General features: G+C 72.9%; 11 protein-coding genes. 7 read left to right on the top strand and 4 right to left on the bottom strand.

Features of this window, described 5'->3' with window-relative positions; all coding sequences use genetic code 11:
- Positions 1-4 precede the first annotated feature (4 nt).
- The 4 genes from ACGF3I_RS11285 to argF all read left to right on the top strand — a co-directional run bounded on the left by ACGF3I_RS11285 (position 5) and on the right by argF (position 6748).
- Positions 5-1576 carry a 3' terminal RNA ribose 2'-O-methyltransferase Hen1 gene (locus ACGF3I_RS11285; protein WP_393130502.1) on the top strand — a complete coding sequence of 524 codons (1572 nt, stop codon included), beginning with the start codon at positions 5-7 and terminating at the stop codon, positions 1574-1576.
- Entirely contained in the window at positions 1573-4212 is a 2640-nt protein-coding gene (locus tag ACGF3I_RS11290) for a polynucleotide kinase-phosphatase (protein WP_393130504.1), read from the top strand. Before ACGF3I_RS11285 ends, ACGF3I_RS11290 begins: the two co-directional genes overlap by 4 nt.
- A gap of 194 nt (positions 4213-4406) precedes the next feature.
- On the top strand, positions 4407-5639 hold the full coding sequence (locus ACGF3I_RS11295) for an arginine deiminase (protein WP_393130506.1): 1233 nt from the start codon (positions 4407-4409) through the stop codon (positions 5637-5639).
- A gap of 98 nt (positions 5640-5737) precedes the next feature.
- Complete coding sequence (gene argF / locus ACGF3I_RS11300; protein ID WP_393130508.1) at positions 5738-6748, top strand: ornithine carbamoyltransferase; 1011 nt, start codon at positions 5738-5740, stop codon at positions 6746-6748.
- A gap of 53 nt (positions 6749-6801) precedes the next feature.
- Here argF and ACGF3I_RS11305 read toward each other — a convergent pair whose 3' ends face one another.
- On the bottom strand, positions 6802-7191 hold the full coding sequence (locus tag ACGF3I_RS11305; RefSeq protein ID WP_393130624.1) for an ATP-binding protein: 390 nt from the start codon (positions 7189-7191) through the stop codon (positions 6802-6804).
- Positions 7192-7697: 506 nt separating this feature from the next.
- Here ACGF3I_RS11305 and ACGF3I_RS11310 point away from each other — a divergent pair.
- From ACGF3I_RS11310 to ACGF3I_RS11320, 3 genes are all read left to right on the top strand, one after another.
- Positions 7698-8525 carry an enoyl-CoA hydratase family protein gene (locus tag ACGF3I_RS11310; RefSeq protein ID WP_393130510.1) on the top strand — a complete coding sequence of 276 codons (828 nt, stop codon included), beginning with the start codon at positions 7698-7700 and terminating at the stop codon, positions 8523-8525.
- 2 nt (positions 8526-8527) lie between these two features.
- Positions 8528-10825, top strand: coding sequence for a bifunctional salicylyl-CoA 5-hydroxylase/oxidoreductase (locus tag ACGF3I_RS11315; RefSeq protein WP_393130512.1), 2298 nt, complete (start codon positions 8528-8530; stop codon positions 10823-10825).
- A gap of 129 nt (positions 10826-10954) precedes the next feature.
- Entirely contained in the window at positions 10955-11410 is a 456-nt protein-coding gene (locus ACGF3I_RS11320; protein ID WP_393130514.1) for a tellurite resistance TerB family protein, read from the top strand.
- A gap of 97 nt (positions 11411-11507) precedes the next feature.
- Here the strand turns inward: ACGF3I_RS11320 and ACGF3I_RS11325 are convergent, their stop codons facing one another.
- From ACGF3I_RS11325 to ACGF3I_RS11335, 3 genes are read right to left on the bottom strand one after another with little or no spacing between them, the layout of a single operon-like run.
- Positions 11508-12707 (bottom strand): M56 family metallopeptidase, encoded by a 1200-nt coding sequence (locus tag ACGF3I_RS11325; RefSeq protein ID WP_393130516.1) that lies wholly within the window; start codon positions 12705-12707, stop codon positions 11508-11510.
- 4 nt (positions 12708-12711) lie between these two features.
- Entirely contained in the window at positions 12712-13209 is a 498-nt protein-coding gene (locus tag ACGF3I_RS11330) for a BlaI/MecI/CopY family transcriptional regulator (RefSeq protein ID WP_393130518.1), read from the bottom strand.
- Complete coding sequence (locus ACGF3I_RS11335) at positions 13206-14204, bottom strand: PaaX family transcriptional regulator C-terminal domain-containing protein (RefSeq protein ID WP_393130520.1); 999 nt, start codon at positions 14202-14204, stop codon at positions 13206-13208. The genes ACGF3I_RS11330 and ACGF3I_RS11335 overlap by 4 nt, the downstream gene beginning before the upstream one ends.
- Positions 14205-14208: the final 4 nt, after the last annotated feature.

The raw sequence follows: 14208 nt of genomic DNA on the forward strand, positions 1-14208 counted from the left end.
CAACGTGTTCCTGACAATCACCACCACCGGCACCCCGGAAGCCCCTGCGACCGATCTCGGATTTCTGCTGCACAAGCACCCCGACAAGGCGCAACGCTTCTCCACCTCCCACGGCACGGCGCACGTCTTCTACCCCGAGGCGACCGCCGAGCGCTGCACCGCCGCGCTGCTTCTGGAGGTGGATCCCGTCGCGCTCGTGCGGCGGGGTCAGGGCAAGGGCCGGGGTGGCGCGCCCGACGCGGCGCTCGCGCAGTACGTCAACGACCGCCCGTACGCGGCCTCCTCGCTGATGTCCGTGGCGCTGTCCAGCGTCTTCAAGAGTGCCCTGCGCGGGGTGTGCGCCGCGCTTCCGGAGCGTGCGGAGGAGCCGCTTCCGCTGCGGATCGAGGTGCCGGCGCTGCCCGCCCGGGGCGGTGCGCAGCTGGTGCACCAGCTGTTCGGGCCCCTCGGCTGGGACTCGGTGAGCGCGGAGCCGATCGCGCTGGACGAACGGTTCCCCGAGTGGGGCGAGTCGCGCTATGTGCGGCTCGTTCTGGAGGGCGAGGTCCGACTCGCCGACGCCCTGCGGCAGTTGTACGTGCTGCTGCCGGTGCTCGACGACGCCAAGCACTACTGGGTCGCGCCCGACGAGGTCGACAAGCTGCTGCGGGCCGGTGACGGCTGGCTGGCCGGCCACCCCGAGCAGAAGCTGATCACCAGCCGTTATCTGTCCCGGCGCTGGAGTCTGGCCCGGCAGGCGATGGAGCGGCTCGAACTGGTACGGCTCGCGGAGTCCGAGGGGCTGGACGTCGAAGAGGTCGACAACGCCGTCGACGAGAGCAGTGACACGGCCGACAAGCCGGTGCCGCTGGCCGAGCGGCGACGGGCCGCGGTCCTCGCAGCCCTGGAGGCGGCCCGCGCGCAGCGGGTGCTCGACCTCGGCTGTGGCCAGGGCCAGTTGGTGCAGGAGCTCCTCAAGGACGTGCGCTTCACCGAGGTCGTCGGCGTCGATGTCTCGATGCGCGCGCTGGCCGTTGCTGCCCGCAGGCTGCGGCTCGACCGTATGACGGAACGTCAGGCGGCCCGCGTGACCCTGATGCAGGGCTCTCTCGCGTACACGGACAAAAGGCTCAAGGGGTATGACGCGGCGGTGCTCAGTGAGGTCATCGAGCACCTCGACCTGCCGAGGCTGCCGGCCCTGGAGTACTCCGTGTTCGGCTCGGCCCGGCCGCGCACCGTGCTCGTGACGACGCCGAACGTCGAGTACAACGTCCGCTGGGAAAGCCTTCCGGCCGGGCACGTGCGCCATCGGGACCACCGGTTCGAATGGAACCGCGCGGAGTTCCGGGACTGGGCGCGCACCGTGGCCGAGCGGCACGGCTACGGCGTGACGTTCGTGCCGGTCGGCCCGGACGACCCGGAGGTGGGGCCGCCCACACAAATGGCGGTGTTCACCCTGACCGCTCCGGCCGCCCCCACCGCCCCGACCAGGCCGGCCGCGACATCCACCGCACGAACCACGCCCGCTGTGCCGAGCACCACCGCGACCACGACCCCCACCACCGCCACGGAGCCGAAGGAGGCGACGGCAGCATGAGCACTTCCCCCGGCGCCACCACGCCCACCACATCCGCAACGCCCATCCCATCCGCCACGTCCACTACGTCCACCACACCCAATCCATCCACCACACCCACCCCCCGCACCTCCCGCACCCCCCTGGCCATCACCGACCTCTCCCTCGTCGTCCTCGTCGGCGCCACCGGGTCGGGCAAGTCGACCTTCGCCCGGCGGCACTTCAAGGCGACCGAGGTCATCTCCTCGGACTTCTGCCGGGGGCTGGTGGCCGACGACGAGAACGACCAGGGCGCCAGCGGGGACGCGTTCGACGTGCTCCACTACATCGCCGGGAAGCGGCTCGCCGCCGGGCGGCTGACCGTGATCGACGCCACCAACGTGCAGCCCGAGGGCCGCAAGCAGCTGATCAGGCTGGCGCGCGAGCACGACGTGCTGCCGATCGCGATCGTCCTCGACCTGCCGGAGGACGTCTGTGCCGAGCGCAACGCACAGCGGCCGGACCGGGCCGGGATGCCGCGCCATGTGATCGGCCGGCACCGGCGTGAACTGCGGCGCTCGCTCAAGGGGTTGGAGCGTGAAGGCTTCCGCAAGGTGCATGTGCTGCGCAGCGTCGCGGAGGTGGAGAGCGCCGAGATAGTGATCGAGCGGCGCTACAACGACCTCACCCACCTCACCGGCCCCTTCGACATCATCGGGGACGTCCACGGCTGCCGGTCCGAACTGGAGACCCTGCTCGCCGCACTGGGTTACGAGGACGGCGTCCACCCGCAGGGCCGCACCGCGGTCTTCGTCGGGGACCTCGTCGACCGCGGGCCCGACAGCCCCGGTGTGCTGCGCCGCGTGATGGGCATGGTCGCGAGCGGTAACGCTCTGTGCGTGCCCGGGAACCATGAGAACAAGCTCGGGCGTTACCTGAAGGGACGGAACGTCCAGCACACCCATGGTCTCGCCGAGACCATCGAGCAGTTGGAGAAGGAGGACGACGGCTTCAGGGAGCAGGTCAGGGAGTTCATCGACGGGCTCGTCAGCCACTATGTGCTCGACGGCGGGCGGCTCGTCGTCTGTCACGCGGGGCTGCCCGAGAAGTACCACGGGCGCACCTCGGGGCGGGTCCGTTCGCACGCGCTGTACGGGGACACGACGGGGGAGACCGACGAGTTCGGGCTCCCGGTGCGCTACCCGTGGGCCGAGGACTACCGCGGACGCGCGGCGGTCGTCTACGGGCACACTCCCGTGCCGAACACCTCGTGGATCAACAACACCATCTGCCTGGACACCGGTGCCGTGTTCGGCGGCAGGATGACGGCGCTGCGCTGGCCGGAGCGCGAGCTCGTCGACGTGCCGGCCGAGCGGGTCTGGTACGAGCCGGCCAAGCCGCTGGTCACCGAGGCGCCGGGCGGGCATGAAGGCCGTCCGCTCGACCTCGCCGACGTGCACGGGCGGCGGGTCGTGGAGACCCGGTTCCTCGGCAATGTCGCGGTGCGCGAGGAGAACGCGGCGGCGGCCCTGGAGGTCATGAGCCGGTTCGCCGTCGACCCGAGGCTCCTCGCCCACCTGCCCCCGACCATGGCGCCGACCGCGACCTCCACCGTGGACGGCTATCTGGAGCACCCGGCCGAGGCGTTCGCCCAGTACCGCAAGGACGGTGTCGCGAAGGTCGTGTGCGAGGAGAAGCACATGGGCTCGCGCGCGGTGGTGCTGCTGTGCCGCGACGCGGCGGTGGCCGGCGAGCGGTTCGGGGCTCGGGGCGCGACGGGGGCCCTGCACACCCGCACCGGGCGGCCGTTCTTCGACGACGCGACCGTCACCGAGGAGATCCTCGAACGGCTGCGGCAGTCCGTGACCGCGGCGGGGCTGTGGGACGAACTCGGCACGGACTGGCTCCTGTTGGACGCCGAGCTGATGCCGTGGTCGCTGAAGGCGTCGGGTCTGCTGCGCTCGCAGTACGCCGCGGTGGGAGCGGCGTCCGGGGCCGCGTTCCCGGCTGCCCTGCGGGCGCTCGACGCGGCCACGGCGCGCGGGGTCGAGACCGCGGACCTGCTGGCGCGGCAGCGCGAGCGGGCCGCCGACGCGGCCGCGTTCACCGACGCCTACCGGCGCTACTGCTGGACGACGGACGGACTGGAGGGGGTGCGGATCGCGCCGTTCCAGATCCTGGCCGCACAGGGCCGCAGCCTGGCCGCGGTCCCGCACGACGAACAGCTGGCCTGGCTCGACCGGCTCGCCGAGCACGACCCGACGGGGCTGCTCCAGGTGACCCGGCGGCTCGTCGTCGACACCGCTGACGAGGCGTCGGTGCGGGCCGGTGTGGAGTGGTGGCTGGAGCTGACCGGCGCGGGCGGCGAGGGCATGGTCGTCAAGCCGCTCCAGGCGATGGCCCGCGACGGCGCGGGCCGGCTCGTGCAGCCGGGCATCAAGGTGCGCGGCCGGGAGTACCTGCGGATCATCTACGGTCCGGAGTACACCCGCCCGGACCAGCTCGAACGGCTGCGGCAGCGGTCCCTCGGCCACAAGCGTTCGCTCGCCCTGCGCGAGTACGCGCTCGGCCTGGAGGCGCTGGCCCGGCTGGCCGACGGCGAGCCGCTGTGGCGGGTGCACGAGGCGGTGTTCGCCGTGCTCGCCCTGGAGTCGGAGCCGGTCGACCCCCGGCTGTGAGCCGGGGCCCCGGCCCGGCGTCCGTCGACCCGCGGGTGTGACCGGGGCGGCCGGGCCGGAACCGGAGCGGGTCGGTGTGTTGCCGAGCGCCGCTGCCGCCCCGGCCGCCCCGGCGCCGCGCCCCCCGACACGTCGAGGCGCGCGGCGGCCGGGTTCACCGGGTGAGCGGGGCCGTCGCGGGACAGGATGAGGGCATGGGATTCCATGTCGATTCCGAGACAGGGCGGCTGCGCCGCGTGATACTCCACCGGCCGGATCTGGAGCTGAAGCGGCTCACGCCCAGCAACAAGGACGCGCTGCTCTTCGACGACGTGCTGTGGGTGCGCCGGGCCAGACAGGAGCACGACGGTTTCGCGGACGTGCTCCGCGACCGGGGGGTGGAGGTGCATCTCTTCGGTGATCTGCTGCGCGAGTCGCTGGAGATCCCGGCGGCCCGGGCGCTGGTGCTCGACCGGGTCTTCGACGAGAAGGAGTACGGGCCGCTGGCCACCGGGCATCTGCGTGAGGTGTTCGAGGAGCTGCCCGCCGCCGAGCTGGCCGAGGCGCTGGTCGGCGGGATGACCAAGCGGGAGTTCCTCGCGGGGCACGCGGAGCCCACGTCGGTGCGCTTCCACGCGATGGACCTGGACGACTTCCTGCTCGGCCCGCTCCCCAACCACCTGTTCACCCGCGACACCTCGGCCTGGATCTACGACGGTGTCTCCATCAACGCCATGCGCTGGCCGGCCCGCCAGCGCGAGACCGTGCACTTCGAGGCGATCTACCATCACCATCCGCTGTTCAGGGGCCCGCAGGCGGGTCCGTTCAACATCTGGTCGCAGGGGCAGAGCGACTATCCGTCCACCATCGAGGGCGGCGACGTCCTGGTGATCGGGAACGGCGCGGTGCTGATCGGCATGAGCGAGCGGACCACCCCGCAGGCCGTGGAGATGCTGGCGCGCGGCCTGTTCGCGGCGGGCTCGGCGCGCACCATCGTGGCCCTGGACATGCCGAAGCGGCGGGCGTTCATGCACCTGGACACGGTGATGACGATGGTCGACGGAGAAACCTTCACTCAGTACGCGGGCCTCGGCATGCTGCGCTCGTACACGATCGAGCCCGGCGCCGGCGAGCAGGAGCTCAAGGTCACCGACCATCCGCCGGAGCACATGCACCGCGCAATCGCGGCGGCCCTCGGCCTGGACCGGATCCGCGTGCTCACGGCGACGCAGGACGTGCACTCGGCGGAGCGTGAGCAGTGGGACGACGGCTGCAACGTGCTCGCCGTCGAGCCGGGCGTGGTCGTCGCCTACGAGCGCAATGTGACCACCAACACCCATCTGCGCAAGGAGGGCATCGAGGTCATCGAGATCCGGGGCAACGAGCTGGGCCGGGGAAGGGGAGGTCCGCGCTGCATGAGCTGCCCCGTCGAACGGGATGCCGTATAGCCGTATAGTGATGCGCTCTAACGTATAGTATTCCAGCGTCGACCGGCCGCCCGGTCGATGCCGCCCGTCGCCCCCTACCCGTCCCAGGAGCAGCCACCATGGCGATAGACCTCGCAGGCCGCCACTTCCTCAAGGAGCTGGACTTCACGGCCGAGGAGTTCCTCGGACTGGTCGCGCTCGCCGCCGAACTGAAGGCCGCCAAGAAGGCGGGCACCGAGGTGCGGCGGCTGAGCGGGCGCAACATCGCGCTGATCTTCGAGAAGCCGTCGACCCGCACCCGCTGCTCCTTCGAGGTGGCCGCCGCCGACCAGGGGGCGTCCACGACGTACATCGACCCGGCGGGCTCGCACATCGGCAAGAAGGAGTCCGCGCGCGACACCGCCCGGGTGCTGGGCCGGATGTTCGACGCGATCGAGTTCAGGGGCGACGCGCAGGAGACGGTGGAGACCCTCGCCGCGCACTCCGGGGTGCCGGTCTACAACGGTCTGACCGACGACTGGCACCCCACCCAGATGCTGGCCGACGTCCTCACCGTCACCGAGCACACCGACAAGCCGCTCGGCGAGGTCGTCTTCGCCTATCTGGGGGACGCCCGCTTCAACATGGGCAACTCCTACCTGGTCACCGGCGCGCTGCTCGGCATGGACGTACGGATCGTCGCGCCGCGGGCGTACTGGCCGGCCGAGGAGATCGTGGCGCAGGCGCGCGAGGCGGCGGAGGCGAGCGGGGCGCGCATCACCCTGACCGAGTCCGTCGAGGAGGGCGTGGCCGGTGCGGACTTCGTCGCCACCGACGTGTGGGTCTCGATGGGCGAACCCCAGGAGGTCTGGGACGAGCGCATCAAGGCGCTCGCCCCGTACGCGGTCACCATGGACGTGCTGCGCGCCACCGGCAACCACGCCGTCAAGTTCCTGCACTGCCTGCCCGCCTTCCACGACCTCGCCACCCAGGTCGGCCGGGACATCCACGCGCGGTACGGGCTGACCGAGCTGGAGGTCAGCGACGAGGTCTTCGAGTCGCCGCACTCGGTCGTCTTCGACGAGGCGGAGAACCGGCTGCACACCATCAAGGCGGTCATGGTCGCCACGCTGGGATCCAGGACCGCGTAGGCCCGGCGCAGCCGCAGGCGCCTGGTCGGCGCCGCCCCGGCCGCCGCGCTCGCTCAGCCCTCTCGGCTCCGCAGGGTGAACCAGACCGCCTTGCCGTGCGCGGTGGGGCGGTGTCCGCAGGCCGAGCTCAGGGTGCGGATGAGCAGCAGGCCCCGGCCGTGTTCCTGCCAGGGATCCGGGGGCGTGTGCGCGCCGGGCGCCATGAGGTCGCCCGGGGGCAGCCGCGAGCCGTCGTGGACCTCGACCTGACAGCCCGAAGCCAGCAGCTCCACCACCAGCTCGATCGGTGCCTCGCCCGTCGTGTGCTCGACCGCGTTGGCGACCAGCTCCGCGGTCAGCAACTCAGCCGTGTCGCTGTCGGCGGGCGCGTCGATGTCCGCGAGCGCCGTACGCACCAGGGCGCGCGCTATCGGTACGGCGGCCGCCGTGTGGGGGAGCGGGATGCGCCACGCGGTGGGCGTAGCGGCGCTGGAACGGTCGGGGTGGGGGTCGGAGTCGAGGCCGGGGCCGGGCCGGGGATCGCGACCGCCGGGGCCGGAATCGGTACCGGCGCCGACATCGCTCCCGGTACCGGTACCGGTACCGGGGCCAGGGTTGGGGACGGGGCCTGGGGCTTCGGGCAAGAGGGCGGGTCCGTTCGGGGTGCGGGGAGCGTCCTGGCTGCGGGACACCGATGGGCGCCCGACGGAGAGGGGCGCCCGCGGTGCGGGGATCGTCAGATGCGGGGATCGTCCTGCCACCCAGCCTACGAACTCGGCGGTCGGCTCCCGTAGAGGCCCCCGTCCAGGGGTGAAAGGCCCTGGGACACGGCCGCGCGGGACCTTGGGCCTCTGGTGCGCCCTCTTTGCTTATCGCGTGCTCGTGACGACAGTCACGTATGAGTGATACCTTCGTCGGGCAGGCAGCACAAGCAGTGGCGGCGTGTGCCGCCCCCAAGGAGGCCGCCCGGATGAGCCCCTTTCTCAGCTCCGCACGACCCACCGAGCAGTGGCGCCATCTGCGGCTTTCGGTGGCCGACGGCGTGGCGACCGTGACGCTCGCCCGGCCCGAGAAGCTGAACGCCCTGACCTTCGGCGCGTACGCCGACCTGCGCGACCTGCTCGCCGAGCTGTCCCGCGAGCGCTCGGTGCGCGCCCTGGTGCTGGCGGGGGAAGGGCGCGGCTTCTGCTCGGGCGGGGACGTCGACGACATCATCGGCGCGACGCTCGCGATGAACACCGCCGAGCTCCTCGACTTCAACCGCATGACCGGCCAGGTCGTCCGCGCGATCCGCGAGTGCCCCTTCCCGGTGATCGCCGCCCTGCACGGCGTCGCCGCCGGGGCGGGCGCGGTGCTGGCCCTGGCCGCCGACTTCCGCATCGCCGACCCCACCGCGCGCTTCGCCTTCCTCTTCACCAAAGTGGGCCTGTCGGGCGGCGACATGGGCGCGGCCTATCTGCTGCCCCGCGTCGTCGGCCTCGGCCACGCCACCCGCCTGCTCATGCTCGGCGAGCCCGTACGCGCCCCCGAGGCCGAACGCATCGGCCTGCTCAGCGAGTTGACACAGGAGGGGCGCGCCGATGAACGCGCCGCCGAACTCGCCCGCCACCTCGCCGACGGCCCCGCCCTCGCCTACGCGCAGACCAAGGCGCTGCTCACCTCGGAGCTCGACATGCCGCTCGCGGCCTCCGTCGAACTGGACGCCGCCACCCAGGCCCTGCTGATGAACGGCGAGGACTACGCCGAGTTCCACGCCGCCTTCACCGAGAAGCGGCCCCCCAAGTGGCAGGGGCGCTAGCGATGCCGGCCCCCGGCGAGGGGCGCTCGCCCCTGCGGATCGCCGTGATCGGCGGCGGACCGGCCGGGCTCTACGCGGCCGCCCTGCTCAAGCGGCTCGACCCGGCCCGCGCGATCACGCTGTGGGAGCGCAATGCCCCCGACGACACGTTCGGCTTCGGCGTGGTGCTCTCCGACGAGACCCTCGGCGGGATCGAGGAGGCGGACCCCGTCGTCCACCAGGCGCTGCGCGACGAGTTCGTGCGCTGGGACGACATCGACATCGTGCACCGGGGCCGCATCCTCACCTCCGGCGGACACGGCTTCGCCGCGCTCGGGCGGCGCAGGCTCCTGGAGATCCTGCACGAGCGCTGCCAGGCGCTCGGCGTCGAGCTGCGCTTTCGCGCGCAGGCGCCACCGGCGGTTGAACTCGCCGCCGACTACGACCTGGTGGTGGCCGCGGACGGTGTGCACAGCCTCACCCGCGAGGCGCACGCCGCCCACTTCGCGCCCCGCGTCACCACCCACCGCTGCCGCTACATCTGGCTCGCCGCCGACTTCGCCTTCGACGCCTTCCGTTTCGAGATCGCCGAGACCGCGCACGGCGTGATGCAGCTGCACGGCTACCCCTACTCCGCCACGTCCTCCACGGTCATCGTCGAGATGCGCGAAGAGGTGTGGGCGGCCGCCGGATTCGACACGCTGGACGAGCAGGCATCCGCCGAGGCCTGCGCCAAAATCTTCACCGACGCCCTGGGCGGCCGTCCGCTGCGCGGCAACAAATCCTCGTGGACCGCCTTCCGCACCGTCGTCAACCAGCGCTGGTCGTACGGCAATACGGTGCTGCTCGGCGACGCGGCGCACACCGCGCACTTCTCCATCGGCTCCGGCACCAAGCTCGCCGTCGAGGACGCCCTGGCCCTGGCCGTCTGCATCGAGGAGCAGCCCGACCTGCCGGCCGCGCTCGCCGCCTACGAGAGCGAGCGGCGGCCCGTCGTCGAGTCCACCCAGCGCGCGGCGGCGGCCAGTCTGCGCTGGTTCGAGGAACTGGCCCAGTATCTCGACCAGCCCGCACGGCAGTTCGCCTTCAACCTCCTCACCCGCAGCCGCCGGGTCACCCACGACAACCTCAAGCTGCGCGACCCCGGCTTCACCGACACCGTGGAGGGCGACTTCGGCTGCCCGCCCGGCACGCCGCCCATGTTCACCCCCTTCCGTCTGCGCGGCCTGCAACTGAAGAACCGCGTGGTCGTCTCGCCCATGGACATGTACTCCGCCGTCGACGGCGTCCCCGGCGACTTCCACCTCGTCCACCTCGGCGCCCGCGCCCTGGGCGGCGCGGGTCTGGTCATGACCGAGATGGTGTGCGTGAGCGCCGAGGGCCGCATCACCCCGGGCTGCGCCGGCCTCTACACCCCGGAACAGGCCACCGCCTGGCGGCGGATCACCGACTTCGTGCACCAGCAGGCGCCCGGCACCGCACTCGGCGTCCAGCTCGGCCACTCCGGGCGCAAGGGCTCGACCCGGCTGATGTGGGAGGGCATGGACCAGCCGCTCGACACCGGCAACTGGCCCCTCGCCGCCGCCTCCCCGCTCCCGTACCGGGCCGGCGTCAACCAGGTGCCGCGCGCGCTGGACCGCGCGGGGCTCGCCGCGATCCGCGAGCAGTTCACGGACGCCGCCCGCCGGGCCGCCGACTGCGGCTTCGACCTCCTCGAACTGCACTGCGCCCACGGTTACTTGCTGTCCGGTTTCCTCTCCCCTCTCACCAACCAACGGACGGACGCCTACGGCGGTTCCCTCGCGGGACGGCTGCGTTACCCGCTCGAAGTCTTCGACGCGGTACGGGAGGTGTGGCCGGACGACCGGCCGATGACGGTCCGCATCTCCGCGACGGACTGGGCCGAGGGCGGCACCAGCGCCGAGGACGCCGTCGAGATCGCCCGCGCCTTCGCCGCGCACGGCGCCGACGCCATCGACGTTTCCACCGGCCAGGTCGTCCCCGAGGAGCGCCCCGAGTTCGGCCGCTCCTACCAGACCCCGTACGCCGACCGGATCCGCAACGCGCTGGGCGTCCCCGTCGTCGCGGTGGGCGCCATCTCGTCCTGGGACGACGTCAACTCGCTGCTCCTGGCGGGCCGCGCCGACCTGTGCGCCCTGGCCCGGCCGCACCTGTACGACCCCCATTGGACCCTGCACGCCGCGGCCGAGCAGGGCTACACGGGCGCCGGCGCGGACTGGCCGCTGCCCTACCGCGCGGGCAGCCGCACCCCGCCGACCGGTCGTACGGACGCACCGCGGCCGAGGCTCAGCCTGAACTGACGCCGAACCGGCCGGTGCACCCGCTTCGAACGGTCCCGTGAAGCAGCTTCGCGCGTACGGGAACCATTCACGAGGCCCGTCAGTTTCTACATTGCTGTAGAAGTTCGACGACATGCATGGAGAAGCACCATGGCCCTCTGGGACCGCCTCAAGGAATCCGCCACGACGATGCAGACGCAGCTCGTGGCCAAGAAGAACGACCTGAAGAGCGGCGCCTTCCGCGATGCCAGCATGGCCATGTGCGCCCTGGTCGCCGCCGCGGACGGCACCATCGACCCGTCCGAGCGACGCCGAGTCGCCCAACTCATCGCCTCCAACGAGGTGTTGCAGAACTTCCCGGCGGCCGACCTCCAGCGCCGCTTCGACGAGGGGCTCGACAAGCTGACGGCCGACTTCGACTTCGGCAAGGTCGGCCTGTTGCAGGAGGTCGCCAAGGCGAAGAAGAAGCCGGCCGAGGCACGTGCCGTCATCCAGATAGGCATCGTCATCGGCGGCGCGGACGGCGACTTCGACAAGACGGAACAGGCTGTGGTCCGCGAGGCCTGCTATGCGCTGGGCCTGCCGCCCGTGGAGTTCGACCTGTAACCCGCCCGCCCCCTGCCGAGCCCCCGCCGCGCCCTGCTGACGCACCGGAGTCTCACGGTGCAAGCCGGGCGCCGCCCAGCCAGGGGCATCCCGCGCCTCACAACCCCGTGGCCGCCCCCCGCAGGACGGTGACCAGGACGAAGGTGGCGTTCATCGACGACAGGGCGGAGGCAGCCGCCCCCGCGGTGGCGGTCCACAGGGCGAGACCCGCCGCCGTGCCTGCGGGCGGCCAGACGCGGGCGGGCTGAGCCGGCCGGAGCAGCGCCGCCACCCGGCGCGGCACCGGGCCGGGCGACGCCAAGCGGACCGACGCCCAGGTTCCGGCCCGCCCCAGCCGGGGCGTTCGCGCCGCGAAGGCGGGCAGGGCCGGGAGGCCGGAGCGACCGGGGCCCCCGGCGAGAGCCGCCTTGCCGATGGCGCGCGCCACCACGCCGCGGTCACCGACCACCCGGGCCGCGTCCTCGTCGGCCCAGCGCTCGACGGTGTAGGCCACGGCCGAACGCAGGGGCAGCAGAAAGGGGTTGGCGCGCGCGGCGAGTCCCGTCACCATCAGATACCCGTGGTGGCGGCTCGTCAGGTGTGATTCCTCGTGGGCGAAGAGGGCTTGGCGCTCGCGGGCGTCGAGCAGGTCCAGCATCCCGCTGGACACCACCACCCGGCCGCGTCCCCGGCAGCCGCGTACCCGGAACCCGCGTCCCCGCCCGCGTCCGCGTCCGCGCTCAGGCCCGTGCTTGCACACAGCCCCGCGCTCAGACCCGTGCCCGCGCTCAGACCCGTGCCCGCGCTCAGGCTCGTGCTCGCACACAGCCCCGTGCCCGCACCCGCGCTCGCAGTGCTGCGCGCACCCACCCCCACCCCACCCCCGGCGCGCCCCGCCCGGTAGGGCGTAGGCGTACGGCCGGGCGTCCGGCAGTACCGCGTGCCGGCCCGGTGCGACACCGGCCAGAGCTCGGGCGGCCCGCGCGCGCAACCGCCAGTGCCGCCACAGGAGTTGGCCGCAGGCGAGGGCGACGGCGACCAGGACGACGAGGGCCGCGTGGCCGACGGCCTCGTCGTAGGGGACCACCGCGCGGACCTCCGGGTCGGCCCAGGCGTCCGGCAGCGGGTTGCCGGGCAACCGCGCCGTTCCGGCCACCATCAAGAGGAGGAGGCACACCGTGCTGCACAGCGCGAGCACCCCGCCCACCAGGGAGAGCACCCGGGTCGCGGTGCGCGGATGCAGCCGGGGCCCGGCGAGCCGGGCGATCGGCCAGGCGGTCAGCGGAAGGACGAGGGGCAGAACGACGAACACACCCACCGGATCAGCTCTCCACGTCCCCGACCGCGCCGGAGGCCTCGGAGTCCCCGGAGCTTTCGGAGCCCCCGGCCCCTCCGGCACGGTCGGCGCCGTCGACACGTCCGGCACGATCGAGGCTGCCGACGCCGCTGAACTCACCGTCCCCACCCAGCAGTTGGCGCAGCAGCTGCTCGTCGTCCGGCGAGAGGTCGGTGACGAAGCTGGCGAGGACCGCGCCCCGGTCCGTCTCGGCGTCGAGCACCTTGCGCATCCGGCGGGCCGCGAGCCCGGCCCCGTCGGCCGGGGTCCACACGAAGGAGCGGCCCGCGCGTTCCCGGGCCACGGCCTGCTTGGCGTGCAGGCGGGTCAGGATCGTCACGACGGTCGTGTACGCGAGCGGCTCCCCGAGCCACTCCTGCACCCACCCCGCGGTCACCGGACCCCGCGCCTCCCGCAACGCCGCGAGGACCCGTGCCTCCAGCTCCCCCTGCCCCCGGCGGGGGCGTCTCGTCTGCTCCGTCACCTCGTCATCGTACGAGGCGGCCGGGAGCCCCGGCCGGGCAGCGCATCCCGCACGAAGGGGGCCCCGGCGTCCCGCAGCATCGCGTGCAGCCTGCCGAACACCTCGGCGGAGCGCCCGCCGGGCCAGTCGCGCGGCAGGAGTTCGGCGGGCAGTCCGGGGTCGGCGTAGGGGAGGCGGCGCCAGGAGTCGAGGGCGAGCAGATAGTCCCGATAGGCAGCACCCGCACGGCCACCGGCATCCCCGTGGCCCCCGGCACCGCCATCGCCACCAGCGCCGGCAGAGCCACCACCGTCCCCGTCGCCCTCAGCACCGCCCCCGTCCCCGGCACCGGTACCGCCGAAGCCCCCAGCACCCCCAGCACCCCCGCCACCCCCAGCGCCGCCGCGCGACTCCCAGGCGCGCAGCACCGGTTCGTGGCGGTCGAGGAAGTCCTCGTGCAGCTTGGCGATGGCGGGCAGGTCCCACCAGCGGGCGACGGCCTCGGCGGTGGGTGCGAATCCGAGGTGCTCGCCCCGGAACAGGTCGACGTACGGGGCGAGTTGGAGGCGTTCCAGGGTGTGCCGGGTCTCGTCGTACAGCCGTGCGGGAGCGAGCCACACCCCGGGCGCCGCGGTGCCGAAGCCGAGCCCGGCCAGGCGGGAGCGCAGCAGGTGACGCTTGCTGCGCTCCGACTCCGGGACGGAGAACACCGCGAGCACCCAGCCGTCCTCGCCCTGGGGGGCGGGGTGGGCGTAGATGCGCCGGTCGCCGTCGTCCAGGAGCTGGCGCGCGTCGGGCGAGAGGGCGTAGCCCGCCGCGCCCGCGGCGGTGGGCCGCGCTTCGAGGAGCCCGCGCCGTTTGAGCCGGGACACCGAGGAGCGTACCGACGGGGCGTCGACGCCGACGGCCGCGAGGAGCCGGATCAGTTCGGCGACCGCCAGCGAGCCGGCGGTCTCGCGCCCGTAGGCGCCGTACAGGGTGACGATCAGGGATCGGGGGGTGTGCTGCTCGGCCACGCGA

This window comes from Streptomyces sp. NPDC048111 (genome assembly GCF_043202815.1).
Lineage (GTDB): Bacteria > Actinomycetota > Actinomycetes > Streptomycetales > Streptomycetaceae > Streptomyces.

Coding starts and splice junctions, on each gene's coding strand:
- ACGF3I_RS11290 (WP_393130504.1), top strand. CDS start 1,573: ATGAGCACTTCCCCCGGCGCCACCACGCCCACCACATCCGCAACGCCC.
- ACGF3I_RS11295 (WP_393130506.1), top strand. CDS start 4,407: ATGGGATTCCATGTCGATTCCGAGACAGGGCGGCTGCGCCGCGTGATA.
- argF (WP_393130508.1), top strand. CDS start 5,738: ATGGCGATAGACCTCGCAGGCCGCCACTTCCTCAAGGAGCTGGACTTC.
- ACGF3I_RS11310 (WP_393130510.1), top strand. CDS start 7,698: ATGAGCCCCTTTCTCAGCTCCGCACGACCCACCGAGCAGTGGCGCCAT.
- ACGF3I_RS11315 (WP_393130512.1), top strand. CDS start 8,528: ATGCCGGCCCCCGGCGAGGGGCGCTCGCCCCTGCGGATCGCCGTGATC.
- ACGF3I_RS11320 (WP_393130514.1), top strand. CDS start 10,955: ATGGCCCTCTGGGACCGCCTCAAGGAATCCGCCACGACGATGCAGACG.